The organism is Nocardia cyriacigeorgica, assembly GCF_010858045.1.
Taxonomy (GTDB): Bacteria; Actinomycetota; Actinomycetes; order Mycobacteriales; family Mycobacteriaceae; genus Nocardia; species Nocardia cyriacigeorgica_E.
This window is the reverse complement of sequence record NZ_JAAGVC010000035.1, coordinates 20,673-38,792: the sequence shown is the minus strand read 5'-3', so window position 1 is coordinate 38,792 and position 18,120 is coordinate 20,673. Positions and strand designations below refer to the sequence as shown.

The 18,120-nt window shown below is 68.9% G+C and carries 19 protein-coding genes; 8 read left to right on the top strand and 11 right to left on the bottom strand.

Annotated features, from left to right (window positions below; all coding sequences use genetic code 11):
- Positions 1-36 precede the first annotated feature (36 nt).
- The 6 genes from GV790_RS22930 to GV790_RS22905 are packed head-to-tail and all read left to right on the top strand — an operon-like array spanning position 37 to position 6,229.
- Positions 37-1,029 (top strand): MlaD family protein, encoded by a 993-nt coding sequence (locus tag GV790_RS22930; RefSeq protein ID WP_163815923.1) that lies wholly within the window; start codon positions 37-39, stop codon positions 1,027-1,029.
- On the top strand, positions 1,026-2,030 hold the full coding sequence (locus GV790_RS22925; protein WP_163815921.1) for an MlaD family protein: 1,005 nt from the start codon (positions 1,026-1,028) through the stop codon (positions 2,028-2,030). Before GV790_RS22930 ends, GV790_RS22925 begins: the two co-directional genes overlap by 4 nt.
- Entirely contained in the window at positions 2,018-3,097 is a 1,080-nt protein-coding gene (locus GV790_RS22920) for an MlaD family protein (protein WP_256673473.1), read from the top strand. The genes GV790_RS22925 and GV790_RS22920 overlap by 13 nt, the downstream gene beginning before the upstream one ends.
- Complete coding sequence (locus GV790_RS22915; RefSeq protein WP_163815919.1) at positions 3,097-4,200, top strand: MlaD family protein; 1,104 nt, start codon at positions 3,097-3,099, stop codon at positions 4,198-4,200. Before GV790_RS22920 ends, GV790_RS22915 begins: the two co-directional genes overlap by 1 nt.
- On the top strand, positions 4,197-5,276 hold the full coding sequence (locus GV790_RS22910; protein WP_163815917.1) for an MlaD family protein: 1,080 nt from the start codon (positions 4,197-4,199) through the stop codon (positions 5,274-5,276). The genes GV790_RS22915 and GV790_RS22910 overlap by 4 nt, the downstream gene beginning before the upstream one ends.
- Entirely contained in the window at positions 5,273-6,229 is a 957-nt protein-coding gene (locus tag GV790_RS22905; protein WP_163815916.1) for an MlaD family protein, read from the top strand. The genes GV790_RS22910 and GV790_RS22905 overlap by 4 nt, the downstream gene beginning before the upstream one ends.
- A gap of 42 nt (positions 6,230-6,271) precedes the next feature.
- Here GV790_RS22905 and GV790_RS22900 read toward each other — a convergent pair whose 3' ends face one another.
- Entirely contained in the window at positions 6,272-6,652 is a 381-nt protein-coding gene (locus GV790_RS22900) for a DUF5313 family protein (RefSeq protein WP_163815914.1), read from the bottom strand.
- Positions 6,649-7,182, bottom strand: a complete 534-nt coding sequence (locus tag GV790_RS22895) for a MarR family winged helix-turn-helix transcriptional regulator (RefSeq protein WP_175585979.1) — start codon at positions 7,180-7,182, stop codon at positions 6,649-6,651. Before GV790_RS22895 ends, GV790_RS22900 begins: the two co-directional genes overlap by 4 nt.
- A gap of 72 nt (positions 7,183-7,254) precedes the next feature.
- Here GV790_RS22895 and GV790_RS22890 point away from each other — a divergent pair, with 72 nt between their 5' ends.
- Positions 7,255-7,884: a TetR/AcrR family transcriptional regulator gene (locus GV790_RS22890; RefSeq protein WP_163815910.1), complete on the top strand. Its 630-nt coding sequence runs from the start codon at positions 7,255-7,257 to the stop codon at positions 7,882-7,884.
- A 104-nt stretch (positions 7,885-7,988) separates the two neighbouring features.
- A complete protein-coding gene (locus GV790_RS22885) occupies positions 7,989-9,089 on the top strand; it encodes a DUF6670 family protein (RefSeq protein ID WP_163815908.1) in 1,101 nt (366 codons plus the stop codon).
- Positions 9,090-9,102: 13 nt separating this feature from the next.
- Here the strand turns inward: GV790_RS22885 and GV790_RS22880 are convergent, their stop codons facing one another.
- The 9 genes from GV790_RS22880 to GV790_RS22840 form a co-directional block, all read right to left on the bottom strand.
- Positions 9,103-9,501: a phage holin family protein gene (locus GV790_RS22880; RefSeq protein ID WP_163815906.1), complete on the bottom strand. Its 399-nt coding sequence runs from the start codon at positions 9,499-9,501 to the stop codon at positions 9,103-9,105.
- A complete protein-coding gene (locus tag GV790_RS22875; RefSeq protein WP_163815905.1) occupies positions 9,498-10,097 on the bottom strand; it encodes an SRPBCC family protein in 600 nt (199 codons plus the stop codon). The genes GV790_RS22880 and GV790_RS22875 overlap by 4 nt, the downstream gene beginning before the upstream one ends.
- A 26-nt stretch (positions 10,098-10,123) precedes the next feature.
- Complete coding sequence (locus GV790_RS22870; protein ID WP_163815902.1) at positions 10,124-10,804, bottom strand: hypothetical protein; 681 nt, start codon at positions 10,802-10,804, stop codon at positions 10,124-10,126.
- Between the two features lie 25 nt (positions 10,805-10,829).
- Positions 10,830-12,092 (bottom strand): MlaD family protein, encoded by a 1,263-nt coding sequence (locus GV790_RS22865; protein ID WP_163815900.1) that lies wholly within the window; start codon positions 12,090-12,092, stop codon positions 10,830-10,832.
- A complete protein-coding gene (locus GV790_RS22860; RefSeq protein WP_163815899.1) occupies positions 12,089-13,171 on the bottom strand; it encodes an MCE family protein in 1,083 nt (360 codons plus the stop codon). Before GV790_RS22860 ends, GV790_RS22865 begins: the two co-directional genes overlap by 4 nt.
- Positions 13,168-14,262: an MCE family protein gene (locus GV790_RS22855; RefSeq protein ID WP_163815896.1), complete on the bottom strand. Its 1,095-nt coding sequence runs from the start codon at positions 14,260-14,262 to the stop codon at positions 13,168-13,170. Before GV790_RS22855 ends, GV790_RS22860 begins: the two co-directional genes overlap by 4 nt.
- A complete protein-coding gene (locus GV790_RS22850; RefSeq protein ID WP_163815894.1) occupies positions 14,259-15,341 on the bottom strand; it encodes an MCE family protein in 1,083 nt (360 codons plus the stop codon). Before GV790_RS22850 ends, GV790_RS22855 begins: the two co-directional genes overlap by 4 nt.
- The gene (locus GV790_RS22845; RefSeq protein WP_163815892.1) at positions 15,341-16,363 is read right to left on the bottom strand and encodes an MCE family protein; all 1,023 of its coding nucleotides are present in this window, start codon (positions 16,361-16,363) and stop codon (positions 15,341-15,343) included. Before GV790_RS22845 ends, GV790_RS22850 begins: the two co-directional genes overlap by 1 nt.
- A 120-nt stretch (positions 16,364-16,483) precedes the next feature.
- Entirely contained in the window at positions 16,484-18,112 is a 1,629-nt protein-coding gene (locus GV790_RS22840; protein WP_163815889.1) for an MlaD family protein, read from the bottom strand.
- Positions 18,113-18,120: the final 8 nt, after the last annotated feature.

Sequence of the window (18,120 nt, the reverse complement as noted above, 5' to 3'; positions counted from 1 at the left end):
GGAATGCCAGGAGTGGCAGCGGATCGGACGCGCGCGATGACCGTGGGGGCGGCCATCGTCGGCGTGGTCGTCGCGGTGCTGCTCGCCACCGTCTGCTATCGCACGCTGCGCTCCGAGGACGGGCTGCGCATCGCCCTGCAGACCGAGCAGATCGGTGACGGCATCATCGCGGGCACCCCGGTGCGCGTGGACGGGGTGCTGGTCGGCGAGGTCGCCGAGATCGCCCCCGAGGCGCGCGGCACCCAGCGCATCACCCTCGATCTCGACGAGTCCCGGCTGTCCGGGCTGGACGACAGCCTGAAGGTCGATTACGCGCCGTCGAATCTGTTCGGCGTGAGCGAACTCGAACTGCTGCCCGGCTCCGGCGGTTCCCCGCTGCGCGCGGACATGGTGATCGACCTGACCGGTGACCGCGCGGCCGACGTCTACGACGCCACCATGGGCAGCTTGCTGCGCGGTATGTCGCAGGTGGGCGCGACGGTGTTCACCCCGCAGATGGCGACCGTCATCGCGCAGGCCGCCGCCGACGTGGAGGCGTTCACGCCGCTCGCGCAGGCCCTGATCGCGGCCGCGCGCACCGTCGCCGACAACCAGTCCATGCCGTCCTCGGACCTGGTCGGCCGGCTCGGCGGCGCCTTCGACGGCGGCGGCAAGTTCGCCGGCGCCACCATCGAGGTGATCGATCAGTTCGTCGAGATCGATGTGCTCAACACCGATCGCGAGCGTATCGACGCGGGCGTGGCCGCACTGACCGGGCAGATCCTGCCCGCGCTTGCCACCACCCTCACCGAAGCCGGCCAGCTCTCCGGCTACACCGACATGCTCGCGCCGATGCTCACGGTGCTGGCACGCACGGTGTCGACCCCGCAGCAGTCGGCGGCCGATCTGCGTGCCCTGCTGACCCGGCTCGGCGCCGCCATGAAGGACACCCCGGACGGTCCCGTCCTCGATCTCGAACTGGAACTGCGTGGCGTGCCGGGTATCGCGGTGCCGCTGCTCGGGCTGCCGGTGAAGGGAGGCGCCCGATGACGGTGCGTGGTGCGGCCTGGCGGCTGGCGGTGTTCGCCGCGGCCATGGTGGTGATCCTGCTGGTGGTGATCACCGCGATCAAGCGGCCGGTCGACGGTGACACCGAGGCGCACAGCGCGCTGTTCACCGATGCCAACGGCCTCAAGGTCGGCGACGACGTGCGCATGTACGGCGTGCAGGTCGGCAAGGTCGAGGGCATCGAGCTCGACGGCTATCAGGCCGAGGTGCGGCTGACGGTCGAGACCTCGACCCCGATCTACGACAACAGCGTCCTGGCCATCCGGTACCAGAACCTCACCGGTCAGCGCTATATCGATCTGCAGCAGCAGCCGAACCCCGGTGCCCGGCTGCCCGACGGCGCCCGCATCGGCACCGATATGACGCTGCCGTCGTTCGATGTGACCAGCCTGTTCAACGGTTTGAAGCCGGTGCTGGCCACCATGTCTCCGGAGGCGATCAACCAGTTCACCGAGAGCATGCTCGCGGTGATCGAGGGTGACGGCGCGGGGCTGGGTCCGGCGCTGGACGCCATCGGCAAGCTCAGCGAGCATGTCGGCAACCGGCAGGAAGTGATCGCCACCCTGGTCGGCAACATGTCCGATCTGGCCGACCGGGTCGGCGGGCGAGTGCATCATCTGGTGCCGCTGCTGGCACGGCTGTCCGACATCTTCGAGGCGCTGCGCACCAATGTCGGCGGCCTGGCCGAATTCGCCATGACCGCGCCCTCGGTGCTCGGCCCCATCGACCGGCTGCTGGACGCGCTCGGCCTGGCCACCGACGGCAGCACCGATGTGGACGCGATGATCCGCGGGCTGTTCCCGGACCCGCAGGAAGCGGTCGAGGTGTTCGGCAGGCTGCCCGGTCTGCTCGCCGCGGTGGACAACGCCCTGCCGCGCACGGTCGCGGGCTGGAAGCCCGAGTGCAGTAAAGGACAAGCCGAACTGCCCGAGCCGGTGCAGGTGCTCATCGGCGGACAGAAGGTCGCGATATGCAACGCGTGAAACTGCCCGGCCTCGACCGGATCCGCCGCATGGTCAACGGCGACACCCCGATCATGGACGAGCCCACCCGGCTGCGTAAGGAGCTGCGGCTGGGCATCATCGGCGCCGTCGCGCTGGTGATCGCCGCCGTCGCCGCGGGCGTGGTGTACGTGGTGCCGTTCGGCAAGACCACCTATACCGCCGAACTCAGCGAAGCGCAGTCGGTGAAGGCGGGCGATGATGTGCGGCTGGCCGGCATCTCGGTGGGCACGGTGGAATCGCTCGAGCTGAAACCGGATCGGGTGATCATGCGGTTCACTGTCGATTCCGACGTGTTCGTCGGCGATCAGAGCTCGCTCGACATCCGCATGCTCACCATCGTCGGCGGCCACTACGTCGCGCTGTTCCCGGCCGGTGATCAGCCGTTGGGGGACACGCCGATTCCGGCCGAGCGGGTTCGCCTGCCCTACAGCCTGATCGAAACCTTCCAGGACGCCACCGCGCCCCTGCAGGCCACCGACGGCGACACCCTGCGCCGCAACCTGGCCTCCATCCAGACCTCGATCGACGGCGCCCCCGACACGCTGCGCACCACGCTCGACACCCTCGGCCAGTACCTGGACGCCATCGAACGTCAGCGCACCCAGGTGTCCAACGCGATCGCGGTGGCCGACGAGTACGTCACCATGTACGACGGCGCGAAAACCGATCTCGGCCGGCTGATGGACAACGTCAACCTGATGGAGACCGTGCTGCTGGACAAGCGCGCCGAGCTGAAAGCGGCGGTCGGGCTGTTGTCCTCGGTGGTGCAGCGGCTGGCGACGCTGGCACCGGCCTGGGACGACACGCTGAAACCGAAGGCGCAGCAACTGGCGGACGCGCTGCCGCGGCTGCAGGAGTTCGGCACCCAGCTCGAACCGCTCATCACCGCCGTGCAGGGGCTCGGCGACCGGCTGGGTGGGTTGGTGATCCCGGACGGTCCGGTGACGATCGACCGCTCGGGGGAAACCGTCACCGCGCCACCGGGGCTGGATCCGGGTGCGGCGCTCGGGCCGATCTGTGTTCCGGTGCCGGGGAAGGTGTGCTGATGGTGAAGCGGATTCTCGGCTCACAGGCGTTCATGTCGATCGCGGGCGCGCTGGTCATCGCGTTGCTCGCCGTGGTCGGCTATGTCGTCGCGTTCGATCCGATCAAGGAAACCCGGTCCTACTGCGCGATCATGCCCGACAGCGTCGGCCTGTACGCGGGCAACAAGGTCTCGATGCGTGGCATCGACGTGGGCACCGTGACCGGCATCCGGCCCGAAGGCGCCGCCGTGCGTGTCGATTTCGAGGTCGACGCCGAGCACCCGGTCTACGCCGACGCCTCCGCGACCACCCTGTCCGACAGCGTGGTCGCCGACCGCGAACTCGCGGTGCTGGCCAGCGGCAAGACCGCCGACGAGTGGGATGCCGGGCAGTGCATCACCAAAACGCTGACGCCCAAGAGCCTCACCGAAACCATCACCGCGCTCGCGGCCTTGTCCGAGGAGATCGGCGGTACCCCGCAGACCCAGCCGGATGCGCTGGCCGGCGGTCTGCGCGCCTTGGATTCGGCCACCGCTGGTACCGGCGCGCAGATCAACAACCTGGTCATGAAGCTGGGTTCGACGCTGAAATCCCCGGATGCCGATATCGGCCACCTCGCGGGCATCTTCGACGCGTTCTCCTCGGTGTCGCAGAAGGTCAGCACACACTGGGGTGACCTGAAGACCATGCTCACCCGGCTGGCGCCGGTGCTCAACCAGGCCAGCAACGATCTGCTGGTGCCCGGTGCGGCCCTGTTCGATGGGCTGCGCGAGGTGCTGCCCATGCTCAACGACCTGACCACCATCCTGGCCGACCCGCTCATGGGCACCCTGGACGGGCTGGTCCCGCTGGTGAAGATGTTGCGCGCCAACGTCGGATCGCTGCGCGACATCGTCCTCATGGCGCCGGCGCTGAGCTCGGCCTTCCGTTCGGTGACCGATCCGGCGACGGGCGCACCCGGCCTGGTCTACGCACCGCCGAAGGTGGCCATCGCCCAGCGCGACGCCGAGCAGGTCTGCGCCGCGATCAACGCGGTCGCGCCCGGCCGTTGCGCGGGCGCGGGCAACGGCATGGTCGACGTCCAACTCGTTCAGCTGGTGCTGGGATTGGCAGGTGCGCGATGACCGCGCTGCTCGGTAAGCGGATGCGTTCGGCCGCGATCGCCGTCGCGTTGTCCGCAGCGCTGTTCGCCGGTGGCTGTGCGTTCGATCCGGCCCAGGTGCCGGTGCCAGGTACCTCGGTGTCCGGCTCGACCTACCAGGTCAGCATCGAGTTCGCGAATGTGCTCAATCTGCCCGCGCGCGCCAAGGTCATCGCCAACGGCGCCCAGGTCGGGACCGTGGATTCGGTGCGGGTGGTGCCGGCGGACGAGGCTCCCGAGGGGCGCGGCGGCTACGTGGTGGTCGACATCGACGTCTCCGATGACGTGCGCCTGCCCGCCACCACCATCGCCGAACTGCGGCAGAACACCGTGCTCGGCGATATCCACATCGCACTGACCACCCCGCCCGACGGGTTCGACTCGCTGCTGGCGCCCGGCGGCACCATTACCCTCGAGCAGACCAAACCGCCGGTGCAGCTCGAGGACACGATGGCCGCCATGGCGGTGTTCGTGCAGGGCGGTGCGGTCGGTCAGTTGCAGGACATCATCAACCGGTTCAACTCGGTGCTGCCGCAGGATCCGAGGGAAACCCAGCGCATCACGCAGGTGATCGCGGGTGACGTCGTCGATCTGGCGGCCAACCTCGATCAGGTGGACCGGCTGCTCTACGGCCTGGAAACCAATTCCAGTGTGTTGCACCAGATCCAGCCCGAACTCGACAACATCCTGCGGCCGGAATCGGTGCGGCAGATGACCGACGCCACCGACTCCATCGGCGGTGTCACCGATATCTTCGGCGCACTCGCGCCCGTCGGTGCGTCGATGACCTGGCTGACGCCGCTGGTGCAGGCCGGTGACGCGGCCGCGCTGGCCTTCGCACCGCTGATCACCGGCGCACCGCTGAACACCGCCTCGCCATCGAATCTGGCGCTGCTCACCGCATTGTTGCGGGACAAGATCATTCCGTTCGTCGAGCGGGGCGCCAAGGTGAACATCGCCGACGTCCAGGTGACGCCGGCGGGCGGCGCCCCGATCTCCGCCGACGACCAGATCGACCGCATCATCGAGACCCTGCGCATGATCGGAGCCATCCGATGAAGATCGGCCCGCTGGCTTCCCTCGGCGGTATCGCCGCCATCACTGTGCTCGGCGCGAGCTACCTGACCTTCGGTGTGGTGCAGGTCGATCCGTTCGCCGACTACACCGAGGCGTCGATGGTGCTGAAGAATTCCGGTGGGCTCGGCGTCGGTTCGCCGATTCTGCTGACCGGTATCGAGGTCGGCCGGGTGACCTCGGTGGACCGCACCGCCGCCGGTGTGGAGGTGGGGCTGCGCGTCGACAGCGAGCACAAGGTGCCCACCGACAGCGTCGTCACCATCGAGCATCTGTCCGCGCTCGGTGAGCCGTATGTGCAGTTCCGGCCGAAAACCGGTGCGGGACCGTACCTCGAGGACGGGCAGCGGTTGCAGTCGCAGGACGTGCGCACCCCGCTGTCGATTCCCGAGGCGGCCAGGATGGTCACCGACACGATGAACCAGCTCGACCCCGAGGTGGTCGGTTCACTGGCCGAAACCATGAGCGTGGCGCTGCACGGCACCGACGCGGTGATGCCCGAACTCACCCGCGCCGCCGACCTGCTGGCCTCGACCATCGTCTCCAGGGAACCGCAGATCGCGCAGCTGCTCAACGATTTCGAAGCCGTCTCCCAGGACATCGACTGGGCCGGTCCGGCCACCGCGGCCGCCGCTCCGGCCTTCACCCAGTTCGCCCAGCGACTCGACGAACTGGTCGAATCGGTGGGCAGGCTGATCCAGACCGGCGATGCCCCGCAGATGTACCTCGAGGGCAACGGCCTGGTGCCGTTCCTGCAAAGGCTCACCGAATGGGTGCACCAGGTGGGCCCGGAGCTGGCCTCGCTGCTGCCCGGGCTGCAACCGCTGGCCGATGCCGTCACCGCCACCGGCCCGCGCCTGGATCTCTCGGCGCTCATCGCGCAGGCGCTCGAGTCCACCGACGACGACGCCGTCAAGGTCCGCGTCACCGTCAAGTAGTTCGTCGAGCGTGTCAGCGGCGCTGTTCGCGAAACGTGGCGCTCAGTGCGGATGTTGTGCGGCGTACCTGGCGCGTTCGCGTGCGCGGCGGTCGGCGCGCTCGGGGTTCTCCAGGTCGGCGGGCAGGCCGTGTTTCGCCAGCCGGTGCGCGCGGTTCATCGGCATGAACGCCACCGTGTAGAACAGCGCCAGCAGCAGCGCCAGCAGCACCATCGAACCGCGCAACCACAGCTCACCGGGGAAGAACAGGAACACCGCGAACAGCGGGACGAACGGCACCAGGCCGCGCAGCACGTGCCGGGGGAAGGCGTACTTGCCGGTGAGATCGTTGCGGACCCAGTCGCGCATGGAATCGGGCAGCTTGCGCCCGCAGGCGTAGCCGAGCCATTGGATCGGGTTCGGGCGGCGGCGTTCGCGGGTCATGAGCGGGCTCCTTCGGTGCGCGTGTGGTGGGTGTTCGCTTCGGTCGCCTCGGGCTCGGCGAGCACCCATCGGCGCGCGGCCTGGTTCACCCGGGTCAGCACGGTGTGCAATTCCTCCAGGTCGGCCAGGCTGACCCCGAGCCGCTGCACCACCGCCGGCGGGATGGCCTCGGCCTGCCGACGGAGCGCGCGGCCCTGCTCGGTCAGATCGATCACCAGGTTGCGTTCGTCGCGCGGATCGCGTTCCCGCGTGATCAGCCCGGCGCTGTGCAACCGCTTGAGCAGCGGCGACAGAGTGGGGGAGTCGAGCTGGATGGCCTCGGCGATCTCCTTGACCGACATCGGCGCCGAACCCCACAGCGCCAGCATCACCAGATACTGCGGGTGGGTCAGGCCCATCGGTTCCAGCAGCGGCCGGTAGACCGCGAGCACCGCGCGGTTGGCCACCGCGAGCGCGAAGCACACCTGGCGGTCCAGGCGCAGCGGATCGTCGAGCTCGAGATCCGTCGGCTGTCCGTTCATGCCCACCATGTTAGTGCATTAATAGTTCGTGCGTTAAGTAATGTGAGCGGCATCCTTGGCTGCCTGTGGTCTGATAGATGAATGGGCACGGCAGGTACGAAGGGTGTCCCGCGGGCGGAGCGGGAACGGCAGATCCTGGACGCCGCGACCGAGGAGTTCGGCGGGCACGGATACGCGGGTACCTCGCTGGCGGCTGTGGCAGCTCGGTCCGGCGTCTCCAAACCGATGGTGCTGGCGTACTTCTCCTCCAAGGACGGGCTGTACGCGGCCTGCGTACGCCGCGCGGGCGACAACCTGACCGCCCATATCGAGCGCGCGATGGCCGACGGCGCAGCGGGTCTGCGGCTGCCCGCGCTGGTGCTCACCGCCATCTTCGCCGCCCTGGAACCGCGGCCCAACGACTGGCACGTCATCTGGGATCGCGGTTTGCCCGAGGACGGAGACGCGTTGGCAGAGGCGATGCGGGTGCGTCGGCGACTGGTCGAACAGGCCTCGCGCGGCGTCGCGGTCGTCGGCGAAGCGGTGCCGCGGACGATCGACGCCGACGATCTGGCCGTGCTCACCGAGGTGTGGACGGGCATGGTCGGCTCGGTGGTGCGGTGGTGGCTGCGGCATCCGGAGCAGTCGGCGCCGGAGATGGCCGCGCGCTGCCTGCGCATCGTCGACCTGATCGCCGAGGCGGGCATGCACGATCGGCAGGCGACCCCTTGACCTGTGTTTGACCGATCGGTAAATTACCGTGAGGTCACGCAACGGCGCGTGCACCGGACGACTGCTGCGGTGGACGTCCACGCTGGTCGAGAGGACGTTCTCGTATGTCGGCAACCTGTATCACCGATCGGTCCCGGCCCGGACAGCGCAGCCTGCCGGTGCGGCTCGCGGCGAAGGCGTTGCTCGCCGGGCTGGCGCCACGGGTGGATAGACGGGTCATCGAATCCAGTCGCCCGTTCGGGCGGCCGGAGATGCTTCGGCCGCACCAGGATTCGTCGCTGTGGGCGTGGACGCACTACGGGGTCTTCCTGCCCCGTCTGCCGGGGCGCCACCGTTACCTGAACACGATGACGCTCATCGGCGCCACCGGCTCGGTCTGCTTCGACAACGACTATCTGGCCGTCGCCGACGCCAGGCACACCAGCACCGTGTTCTCCTCGACCGCGCACGCCGCGCAGCGTCACTACCGGGCCTACGACACCCGCACCGAATGCGAGTTCGCGGCCGACGGTTCGGTCCTGCGCTGGGGCGAGGACCTCGAGATCACCGGCAGCTACCCGCATTTCACCCTCACCGGGCGCTATCCCGGTTTCCGGGTCGACGCCGAGATCACCGCGACACCGCAGGTGTCGTGGTTCATCCGCACCCCCGTCTACGATCACTTCAGCCTGCTGGCCACCTGCCGCGGCACCCTCACCGACGCCGAGGGCAGCACCGATTTCGACACCCTCGGCACCGTCGAATACGCCCGCTGCCTCTCGCCACAGGCCTTGACCGCGCGTCCGGTGCCCGAGGCGCTCAAAGTGCCGGTCGACTTCTTCACCTACCAGATCATCAACCTCGACCGGCGCACCCAACTGCTGCTCACCGACGTCCGCGCCGCGGGCGCCACGGCCTGCCGGATGGCGCATCTGCGTTCACTGGACGGCGACGCCCGCGCCTTCACCGACGTGCGCATGGAGGTGCTTGCCGACCGCAACGCCGTCGACGAACTCGGCCGCGTCATGCGCGTACCGCGCGAACTGCGCTGGTCGGTGCGCGACAGCAACCGCGAGGTCTTCGCGCTGACCGTCACGGTCGACGCCCCGCTGCGCTACGGCCACGGCCGCGGATACGCCGGCGCCATGACCTACGCGGGCAGCTGGCGGGGGCGGCCGGTCGACGGGAGCGGGTACATGGAGTGGGTCGACTGCGAGAGTCGGTGAGCGGCCGAGGGATTCAGCGGCGCTGAACTCGACCGCCGGGGGCGCCGGGTCCCCGGCGGCGGGCGCGGGCCAGGAGCCAGAGGCCGACGGCTGCCGCGGCTGCCGCGACGAGCAGCAGTGCGCAGCCCTCGATCAGGAGGGCAGCCCAGCGCGGCACCCACAGGTCGAGCACTTCGACACCGGCGGCGAGCAGCAGGTAGCCCGCACACCCCAGCGCGACGGCGGCGGCGCCGAGCGCGACAGCGCCGAGGAAGGCGGTCTGGAGGCGGTCGAGCAGATCGGCGCGCACCGCGAGAGCCTTGCGGCGCAACCACCTCCACACCGTGCGCAATGTTCGATAGCTGCTGGTGAGCAGGCTGTCCGTGGGCGCGTCGGTGGTGTCGGGTCCCGGTTCGGTGATGGTTTCGGTCATGCCGCCTGCTCCGAGACCCGCGTCGAGAGCCGACCGAGAGCGAATCGGGCGAACGGGCGGACGAACGGGGCGGCCCAGCTCGCCGGAAGGAACGCGAAGATGGCCGGGCGGCCGCCGACGGTCCAGGAGACCTCGGTGCCACCGTCCGCGGTGGGTTCCAGGCGGAAGTCCTGCTGGTAGGTGAGCACCACCAGCGGCACCGACGTGCGGACGCCGACCACTGTCAGGCGGCGGCCCGGCTCGGCCCTGACGACCTGTTCTGCCGCCGCGAACAGCAGTGCGTCCAGGGTTCGCACGGCGCCGACGCCGCGCTCACGGCCCTGATAGCGGACGCCGCCGATCAGCGGGAACCAGGAGAACGCACCCTCGCCGAGGGCGTCGTAGACCCGCTCCGTCGGGGCCTCGAACCGGCGGACCACGGTCATCTCGAAGGTGGGTCGCCGCGATCGCAAGGTGCGCAGCAGCGTCTCCGATTCCGGTTCGATCTCGGCGGACAGCAGTTTCCGTGCTCTGGCACGGAGGACGATCAGGGCGATGAGCCCGGCGATCGCGCCGACGGCGACGAGCACCGCGGCGATGATGACGAGTTGTTTCATGGGCTGTATCCCTCGATAGGTGGTGGTCACTGCGGCAGCAGCGGCGAGCTGACCTCGTTCACCAGCCACGATCCGTCCACATGCTGCATGGACAAGGTGACCGCGAGCTGCCCTTCGCGCGGTTGTCCCTGAGTGCCGACGCTGCTGATCGACTGCCCGATGACGACGACCGCGCGGGCGGTGTGCTCATCGCCGGATTCGATGGCGCACTGCACCTCACCCGGCCTCGACACCACCTGGCCCTTCGTCAAGACCTCGCGCAGATCCTTGCTGGTGGCGTCGAATTCCTGCTTCCACGCGCCGGTCGCACCGTCGAGCACGGCGGCGAAATAGGTGTCCAGGTTCTGCGCGTTGTAGTCGGCCAGCACCGGTGCGTATTCGCACGCCGCCAGCCGAGCGGCCTCCTTGGCGTCCTCGCGGGACCTCACCTGCTCGGCACGCACGGCGAAGTATCCGGCGGCGCCCACCGCACCGATCACCAGGGCGACACCGGCGGCCACGGCAATCCGACTGCTGCGCAACCTGTCGCGAGCCCCCGTCCGCCGCGGGGTTGGTGCGGCGGCTTCGGTGTCATCCGCCGTCGGTGCGTCGTCGGCGTCGGCGGCGGTCGCATCCGGCTGCGCTTCCGCGTGCCCGTCGGCCTGATCGGCCGGCTTCGCGGCCGTATCGCTGTTCGAGCGGTTCGGGTCGGGATCGGTGGTGCTCATGGACACTCCTGTGGTTCGTGGCAGTTCACTTCGCGGGCAACGGGACCGAGAGTTCGTCGCCGCTGACACCGGGCGGCGGGCCGGCACCGCTGTCGGGCACCTGCGGGCGTGGCGCGTTGGCGGAGCCGCGGACCTGGATTTCCGGGCGGGTGGTGACGCAGTAGTTGTACAGGCGGACCCGGCCGTCGGAGACCTGTGCGGGGGAGACCGGGATGGTGTCGTATTCGCAGGTCGGGCGCGGCCAGATATCGGTGAGAGTGTGGAAGGCATTGTCGTGGGCGGGGATTCCCATGGCGGCCGATCCGAGCCGGATCGCCGGGAACAGTGCTCGCATGGCCGGGGTGCGCAGGCGGGCGGCACGGGTGATGGCGACGAAGTTGGTCACCAGATCGGTGATCGGATCGGTGGTCTCGCCGATCACGCCGCCGAGCGTGGCCAGCTGGCCGGGGCCGAGGTCGAGCAGGCGCCGCACCTCCTGATCGGCGGCGGTCATCTGATCGAACAGGACGCCGGAACCGCGCACCAGCGTGCCGAGATCGGGTTGGGCGTGTGAGGTGGTCTCGGCGATGACGCTCAGGTTCCGGATGAGCTGGGTGGTGTGCGGCAGCATCCCGGTGAGCCCGGCCATGGCCTGGCTGATACCCGCGATGACGCTGCGCAGCTGGTCGGGTCCGGCCGCCAGGGCCTTGTCCAGTTCGTCCACGATGACGGTGAGGCGCTGCGGATTCAACCCGGAGATCAGCGCGCTGGTGTTGGACAGGAACGATTCGATCGTCACCGGCGTGGACACCCGGCCCGCGTCGATCACCGAACCGTCGGCCAGATAGGGGCCGTCGCCGGTGCTCGGCCGCAGATCCAAATACTGCTCACCGGCCGCCGACAGCCGCTGCACTGCGGCGGTGGTGTGCTGTGAGATCCGCGTACCGGACTCGATTTCCGCGATCGCCGTGACCCCGGAATCGGACAACTCAACCGACCGCACCCGGCCCACCCGGACCCCGCGCAGGGTGACGTCGTTGTCGGCCAGCAGCCCACCGGACACCGGCAGCATCACCGTCACCCGGTAGGTCTCCCGCAACGGGTTGAACCGCACGATGTCGACCGCGATATAGCCGGAACCGAGCAGCAACATCGCGATCAGGCCGATCGAGGCGACCACCGTCACCCGGTCCGAGAGCCAGGTCGCGACCCGCACGAGCACACTCGCCCCGCGATCGAGCCAGCGATCCGCCAGCCGCAGCCCGGCATCGAGCAGCCGCAGCAGCGGATAGATCAGGTGCCGCTTCATCGGTGCCCGCCCTGCAATCGTTCCTGGACCCGGGCCAGCACCTGCGCGAGACTGCCGACGAAGGCGGCCGGATCGCTGCCGTCGGGCAGTCGGCTGCCGCTCGGATCGGTCAGCGCACCCAGACTCAGATACGAGATCCGCGCCCCCACCGCGAGACTGGTGCCCTCGGCGGTCGCTTGCAGCGACGGATACAGGGTGTGCAGGCCGTCGAGGGTGCCCGCCAGATTGTCGCCCATCCGGGTGAACCCGCCCATCAGCCGCTGCACGCTGTCGAACAAGCTTCGGAACTGTTCGCCGGTGGTCGTGGTGAAATCGCCGAGCGCGGCCGTGGTCACCGACACCTTCGCGGTGAGGTCGACGATGGCCTGGTTGTTCTCCGCGATCACCCCGATCAGCGGCGGGAACTGCTCGGCGGCAGAGCCTAATTCGGCCTTGCGGGCGTTCAGCACGGTGGTGAGCCCGGTCAGGCCGTGCAGCACGCTATCGATCTGACCGGTGCGTTGGTTCAACGCGTCCAGCGTCGCGGTCAGCTCGGTGAGCAGATGCGCAAGCTGCGGGCCGCGACCACCGATCATCGAGTTCATCTCGCTGGTGATCCGCGCGACCTGATTGAGCGCGCCGCCGTCGAGCAACATCGACATCGACATCATCAGCTGCTCGACCGATGCGCCGGCCGAGGTGTGCTCGCGGTCGATGGTGTCGCCGTCGGCGAGCAGCGGGGAGCCGGGGCGCTTCGCGGGCAGGGTGAGGCCGATGAAGATATCGCCGAGCGGCGTCGCCTGGCGCAGCTCGGCGCGGGTGCCTTCGGGTAGCTGGATATCGCTGCTGATCGATAGCCGCACCTCGGCGCGGAAATCCATGGTGTCGATCTCGGTGACCACGCCGACGTCGGTGCCGCCGATCTTGACCCGTGCGCGTTCGGGCAGGTTGAGCGCGTCGTCGAAGACCGCGTGCAGGGTGTAGGTCGGGCCGTCCACTCCTGGTTGCGGCAGCGGCAGGTTGTCGACGGTGACCGCGCAGCCGCCGACGGCGAGCACGGCGAGCGCGGCCCCGGTCATATGGGCGAGCCGGCCGTTCATGCCGTCAGCCCCAGCACGGCGGCGGTCAATCCGAAGTCGGGTCCGAAGTCCGCGAGCCGCCCCGTGCGGCACCCGTCCGACCGCAGTTGCACCCGCTCGCAGAACAGCGCCAGGGTCTCGTTGTCCAGCAGGGATTTATCGGTGAGCAGATGTAGTCGCAGGGCCCGATGCTCCGGGCTCATCGCGGCCGCGAAGTTCTGGAAGAACAGCGGGCCCACATCCACGATCTCGGTCAACCCGCGGGCGTGGGCGCGCATCTGCGCGGTGATGGTGGTGAGCCGGTTCAGTGCCGCCGTCAGCGGTGCGCGATTCTCTGCGACGACGGCACTGGTGTTGGCGACGAAGTCGTTGAGCTGGGTGAGCACCGCCTGCAAGCCGGGCGCTTGATCGCTCAGCAACGTCACCAGTTCGGTGAGCCGTGCACTGAAATCACGGACGGTCCGATCGTTCTCGGCGACGACCTGGGTGATGTCGTTGAGTTTCACGATGGTGTTGGAGATCTGGTCCTTATTGGCCAGCGTCACCTCGAACGCCGACGACAGCGCGTCCAGGGTTTCGCGGATCTTGTCGCCATTGCCGTCCAGCATCGGGAACAGCACCCGGCTCGCCATCGGGCCCTCGGTGGAACTGCCCTTCAACGCGTCGCCGAGCTGTTCGAAGGTGCGCAGGATGCGGTCGAGCTCGACCGGAGTCCTGGTGCGGGCCAGGGGAATATGCGCACCATCGGCCAGCATCGCGCCGTCCTCGGTGGTGGCGGGGGTGAGTTCGATATGCCGATTGGTGATCAGCTGCGGCGAGATGAGCGCCGCCTTGGTGTCGGCCGGTAGCCCGACATCCTCGATGGTCATGCGCACTTCCACGAACGCGCCCTTGGCCTCGATCGCGTCCACCCGGCCGATCGGCAGCCCGAGCACCGACACCTCGTTACCGGCGTACAGTCCGGCGACGTTCTCGAAATCCGCGCTGATCCGCAGCAGGTTTCCGCGCAGGCGATCCGGCAGCGAGGTCAGGCTGTGCGGTAGCGCCGAACAGCCGGCCGCGAACACCGCGACCAGGGCGAGCACGGCGAAACGAACGACGTTGCCGATCATCGGCACTCCTCCACGGCGTGCGCCAGGCACAGCCAGTTGTCGGGGAAAACCCACGGCAGATAAACCTCGCCGTAGGGGCCGTTGCCGAAGGCATTGTTGAACTGCCGCAACGCCACCGGCATCACCTGATAGAGGGCGTCGAGATTGTCGCGGTTCTTCTGCAAGCCCTCGGACATGGTGTTCAGGTTCTGGATGAGCGGACCCAACTGGCCGTTGTTCTGCACACCCATGGTCTGCAATGTCTTCGATACCGCTCCGATATCGTCGAGCAGGTTTCGAATCAAATCCTGTCTGCGGGCCACCGCATCGCCGATGGCCTGCCCGTGGGTGAGCAGCATGAGCACGCCGTTCTGGTTGTCGGCCACCAGCTGCGCGACGGCATCCATGTTCTTCAGCAGACTGTCCACCTCGGCGCGGCGATCGCCGATGACCCCGGCCAGCACGCCGACGCTGTCGAGCGCCTGCGAGGTCAGCTCGGGCGAATCACCCATCTGCTGGTGCACCGCCTCGAGCGCGGCCCGTAGCTTGTCCGGGTCGAGGCGCTCGATGTGCTCGAAGGAGTTCTGATAGACCGGATCGTCGATGACCTTGGACAGGTTGTACGGAACGGTGGTGCGTTCGAGCGGGATGAGCTCGCCGGGCAGATCGCTGCCGGTGCCGGGATTCAGCTCGACGTGCATTTTGCCGAGGATCGTCGACATCTCGATCGCCGCACCGGCGTCCGCGCCGAGGGTGAGATCGTCGCGGATGGACAACTCGACCACGATCCGGTCCCGCCGCAGCTGTGCCGCCCGTACCGTCCCCACCTCGATACCGGCGACGTCCACGCTGTCACCCGGACGCAGACCCGCGGCCTGCGCGAACTCCGCCCGCACCGTCCGGTGGCCGATTCCCGCCCGGGTGAGCAGACCGGATCCGGCCAGCAGTGCCAGCACCACCGCACCGGCCGTCAGCCCCAGCCACCAGTGCCGATTCTGCGAATAGCTGGGGATGGCCGCCCACATCTCGGGCATCGTCGGCAGCCCGAACCGCACCAGAATGCGGTTGATCAATCGGAACCGTGCGAGGAACGTCCGCATCACCGGCACACCTCCGAATGTGAGTTCCCGCCGACCTGCGAGAACAGCCCCTGTGGGAACAGCACGCCCCAGAGCGACACATCGAGTCCGCAGACATAGGAATTGATGTAGGTGCCGTTGCCGCTGATCCGGGCCAGCCCGGCCAGCACATCCGGCAGCTCGACGGCCGCGCGGTCGAGCCGGGCTCCATTGGACAGCAGCAGATTCACCCCGGCGGTGGCATCCAGCTGCGCCTGCGCCATCCCCGGCGCCACCTGTCCGATCAGCTCGGTGAGCGTGTCCGTCGAATCCGCGACCTGGGTGACCGCGCCCTTCAATGTCTCGCCCTGCTCATACAAGCCGGTGACCAGCGCACGCGATTGGGTGATGAGGGTTTCCAATTCCTGGCTGCGGTTCGCCAGCCCCGCGATGACGCCGCTGAGGTTGGTGATCACCGCGCCGAGAATCTCGTCGCGCTCACGGAACGTACCCGCCAGGCTCGCCGCCCGGGTGATCAGCGCCGATAGTGACACCCCATCGCCCTGTAAGGCCTGCACCATCGTCTCCGACAGCGAATTCACCTCATCCGGCTGCAACATGCTGAACAGCGGCTCGAACCCGGCCAGCAGCGTGGAGACATCGAAGGAGGATTCGGTGCGCTCCAACGGAATCGACGCGCCCGCCGTCAGCCGCCGGCCCGCACCCTCGCCCGGCGCCAGCGCGATATAGCGCTGTCCGATCAGATTCTGATACCTGATCAGGGCCTTGGTGGTGGTGTAGAGCTGCTGGCGCGACTGCACCGAGAACTCCACGCGGGCCTTACGCTGCGGATCGAGTTCGATCGCATCGACGCGGCCCACCCGCACCCCGGCCATCCGCACGTCGTCACCGACCCGCAGGCCGAGCACATCGGTGAATGTGGCGGAGTAGCCGGTGGTGTCGCCCGGCACCGAGCGTTGCAGGGTCGACCAGATCGTGTACGTGGCGCCGAGAGCGAGCGCCACGAAGATGGCGAGCCCGGCTATTGCGCTGCGGGAATTCATCGTCGGTCCCCCTGGTCGGTTGGTGGTGGTTCGCAGGCGAATCCGGCGCCTGCCGGGGCGCGCCCGAATCGCGGGGTGAAACGTGGGACGCCGTGGTGCGGCGGGGAAATACGGTGCACGTCAACGGCCCCCGTCCTGTACGCCCGTGGTGTCGCGGACGGTGAGCGAACCGCCCGCGAGGACCGGGCCGAGCAGCAGCAGCTGCGCGGCGTTGGGTTCACCGCCGACGAGGGCGGCGACGGCGGCGCGCCCACGGAGCGGCCTGGCGGACGCCGACTGCCCGGCTTCGGCGGCTCCGGCGCCGGCCCGTCGAGATCCGGGTACGGCTGTCCGATCCGGGTGGGCGGCGGGGGAGCTGTCGGGCGATGAACTAGGTGGAGGTCCCGATCGCGGTGTTCCTGGCCCAGCGGGTGCCGGAGGCGCAGAATCTGGCGAAGTTGCGGGAGCCGGCGGAATCGGTCCGCCGGGGACGAGGAAGGGCAGCGGGGGTAAACCCGGGATGAGCGGGAATCCGGGCAGGCCCGGCGCCAGCGGCGTCCCAGGCACTCCGGAAGTACCGGGCGCCCCCGGGGCTCCCGGAGCACCGGGCAGCCCGAACGCTCCGGGAACGACCGGTGCGGGCCCGGCCGAATCCAGATGACGCGGGATCAGTGTCGGTGGGAACCGCTGTGCCGGTGCGGTGTTCGGCACCGAACCATCGGAGCAGCGCGGACCTGCCACATCCCCGTATCGCGGACAGTCCTGCGCCGTGTACTGCTGGAACGGTGTGAAGGTGACGTCGACGGCCCAGCTCATCTGCTTGCTCGGACCCCAGTTGAATACCGTGGCGAGCTCGCCGAGCGCGGCGTTGAGGTTGGCGACCGACACCGGGAGGGCGTCGGGGTCGGCGGCGAGGGCGCCGAAGGTCTCGTCGAGGCCGGCGACCAATTCCTTTCCGGCGTCCGGGTTGCGGGCGAACAGCGCGTTGGTGGCGTCGATGGTGCTGCTCGCACCGGTGAGCAGGGCGAGGACGCCGGCGCGGCGTTCGGTGATGGTGCGCGCCGAGGTCACCGACGCGGCCAGTACGTCGATCAGCTCGGGGGCCGACGCGCTGATGGCTGTTGTCGCCGCGCCCAGATCGCCGAGCAGGTCGCCGATTTCGGGGATCGCGCGGACCTGCGTGGTCCAGGTGTCCAGGCGTTCGATGGTCGAGCCCGGCACCCGGGCGGCGGGATCGAGGGCATCGGCCAGGGTGCCGAGCACCCGGCCGAGCTTCTCCGGCTGGATGTGGTCGAGCACGGTCCGCAGGGTGGTGAGGGTGGTCTGTAGTTCGGTGGTCGCCCGGCTGGTGTCCTGTTCGATGGTCATGCCCGCGCGTAGCCCGCGTGCGGCAGGCCCGTTGTCGACGAGTTCGACGGCCGTGACGCCGAAGATATTGGCCGGCACCACCCGCGCGGTGACAGTGCCGGGAATGTCGCCGGCAGCCTCGGGCAACAGATCGATCTCGACCCGCTGCCGCTCACCCTTCGCGACGATGTCGACGCCCGCGACCGAACCGACGAGCATCCCGCGAAACTTCACGTCCGCGCGCTCGGGCAGCCCGTCGCCGCTGCTGGTCAGCATCGCGACGACGGCCACCCGATCGTCGAACGCGCCGGTATAGCGCAGGCCCAGCAGCGCGACCACCGCGGCGATGACGGCCAGCATGGCCGTACCCGCCAGGCCCAACGTGCGGTGTGACGGCCCGCGCCCACTCGGATCGATGATCATCGCCTGCC

Bases quoted from the DNA above. Each gene is read 5' to 3' on its own strand.
- GV790_RS22930 (WP_163815923.1), top strand. From the start codon at position 37: ATGACCGTGGGGGCGGCCATCGTCGGCGTGGTCGTCGCGGTGCTGCTC.
- GV790_RS22925 (WP_163815921.1), top strand. From the start codon at position 1,026: ATGACGGTGCGTGGTGCGGCCTGGCGGCTGGCGGTGTTCGCCGCGGCC.
- GV790_RS22920 (WP_256673473.1), top strand. From the start codon at position 2,018: ATGCAACGCGTGAAACTGCCCGGCCTCGACCGGATCCGCCGCATGGTC.
- GV790_RS22915 (WP_163815919.1), top strand. From the start codon at position 3,097: ATGGTGAAGCGGATTCTCGGCTCACAGGCGTTCATGTCGATCGCGGGC.
- GV790_RS22910 (WP_163815917.1), top strand. From the start codon at position 4,197: ATGACCGCGCTGCTCGGTAAGCGGATGCGTTCGGCCGCGATCGCCGTC.
- GV790_RS22905 (WP_163815916.1), top strand. From the start codon at position 5,273: ATGAAGATCGGCCCGCTGGCTTCCCTCGGCGGTATCGCCGCCATCACT.
- GV790_RS22900 (WP_163815914.1), bottom strand. From the start codon at position 6,652: ATGACCCGCGAACGCCGCCGCCCGAACCCGATCCAATGGCTCGGCTAC.
- GV790_RS22895 (WP_175585979.1), bottom strand. From the start codon at position 7,182: ATGGTGGGCATGAACGGACAGCCGACGGATCTCGAGCTCGACGATCCG.
- GV790_RS22890 (WP_163815910.1), top strand. From the start codon at position 7,255: ATGGGCACGGCAGGTACGAAGGGTGTCCCGCGGGCGGAGCGGGAACGG.
- GV790_RS22885 (WP_163815908.1), top strand. From the start codon at position 7,989: ATGTCGGCAACCTGTATCACCGATCGGTCCCGGCCCGGACAGCGCAGC.
- GV790_RS22880 (WP_163815906.1), bottom strand. From the start codon at position 9,501: ATGACCGAAACCATCACCGAACCGGGACCCGACACCACCGACGCGCCC.
- GV790_RS22875 (WP_163815905.1), bottom strand. From the start codon at position 10,097: ATGAAACAACTCGTCATCATCGCCGCGGTGCTCGTCGCCGTCGGCGCG.
- GV790_RS22870 (WP_163815902.1), bottom strand. From the start codon at position 10,804: ATGAGCACCACCGATCCCGACCCGAACCGCTCGAACAGCGATACGGCC.
- GV790_RS22865 (WP_163815900.1), bottom strand. From the start codon at position 12,092: ATGAAGCGGCACCTGATCTATCCGCTGCTGCGGCTGCTCGATGCCGGG.
- GV790_RS22860 (WP_163815899.1), bottom strand. From the start codon at position 13,171: ATGAACGGCCGGCTCGCCCATATGACCGGGGCCGCGCTCGCCGTGCTC.
- GV790_RS22855 (WP_163815896.1), bottom strand. From the start codon at position 14,262: ATGATCGGCAACGTCGTTCGTTTCGCCGTGCTCGCCCTGGTCGCGGTG.
- GV790_RS22850 (WP_163815894.1), bottom strand. From the start codon at position 15,341: ATGCGGACGTTCCTCGCACGGTTCCGATTGATCAACCGCATTCTGGTG.
- GV790_RS22845 (WP_163815892.1), bottom strand. From the start codon at position 16,363: ATGAATTCCCGCAGCGCAATAGCCGGGCTCGCCATCTTCGTGGCGCTC.
- GV790_RS22840 (WP_163815889.1), bottom strand. From the start codon at position 18,112: ATGATCATCGATCCGAGTGGGCGCGGGCCGTCACACCGCACGTTGGGC.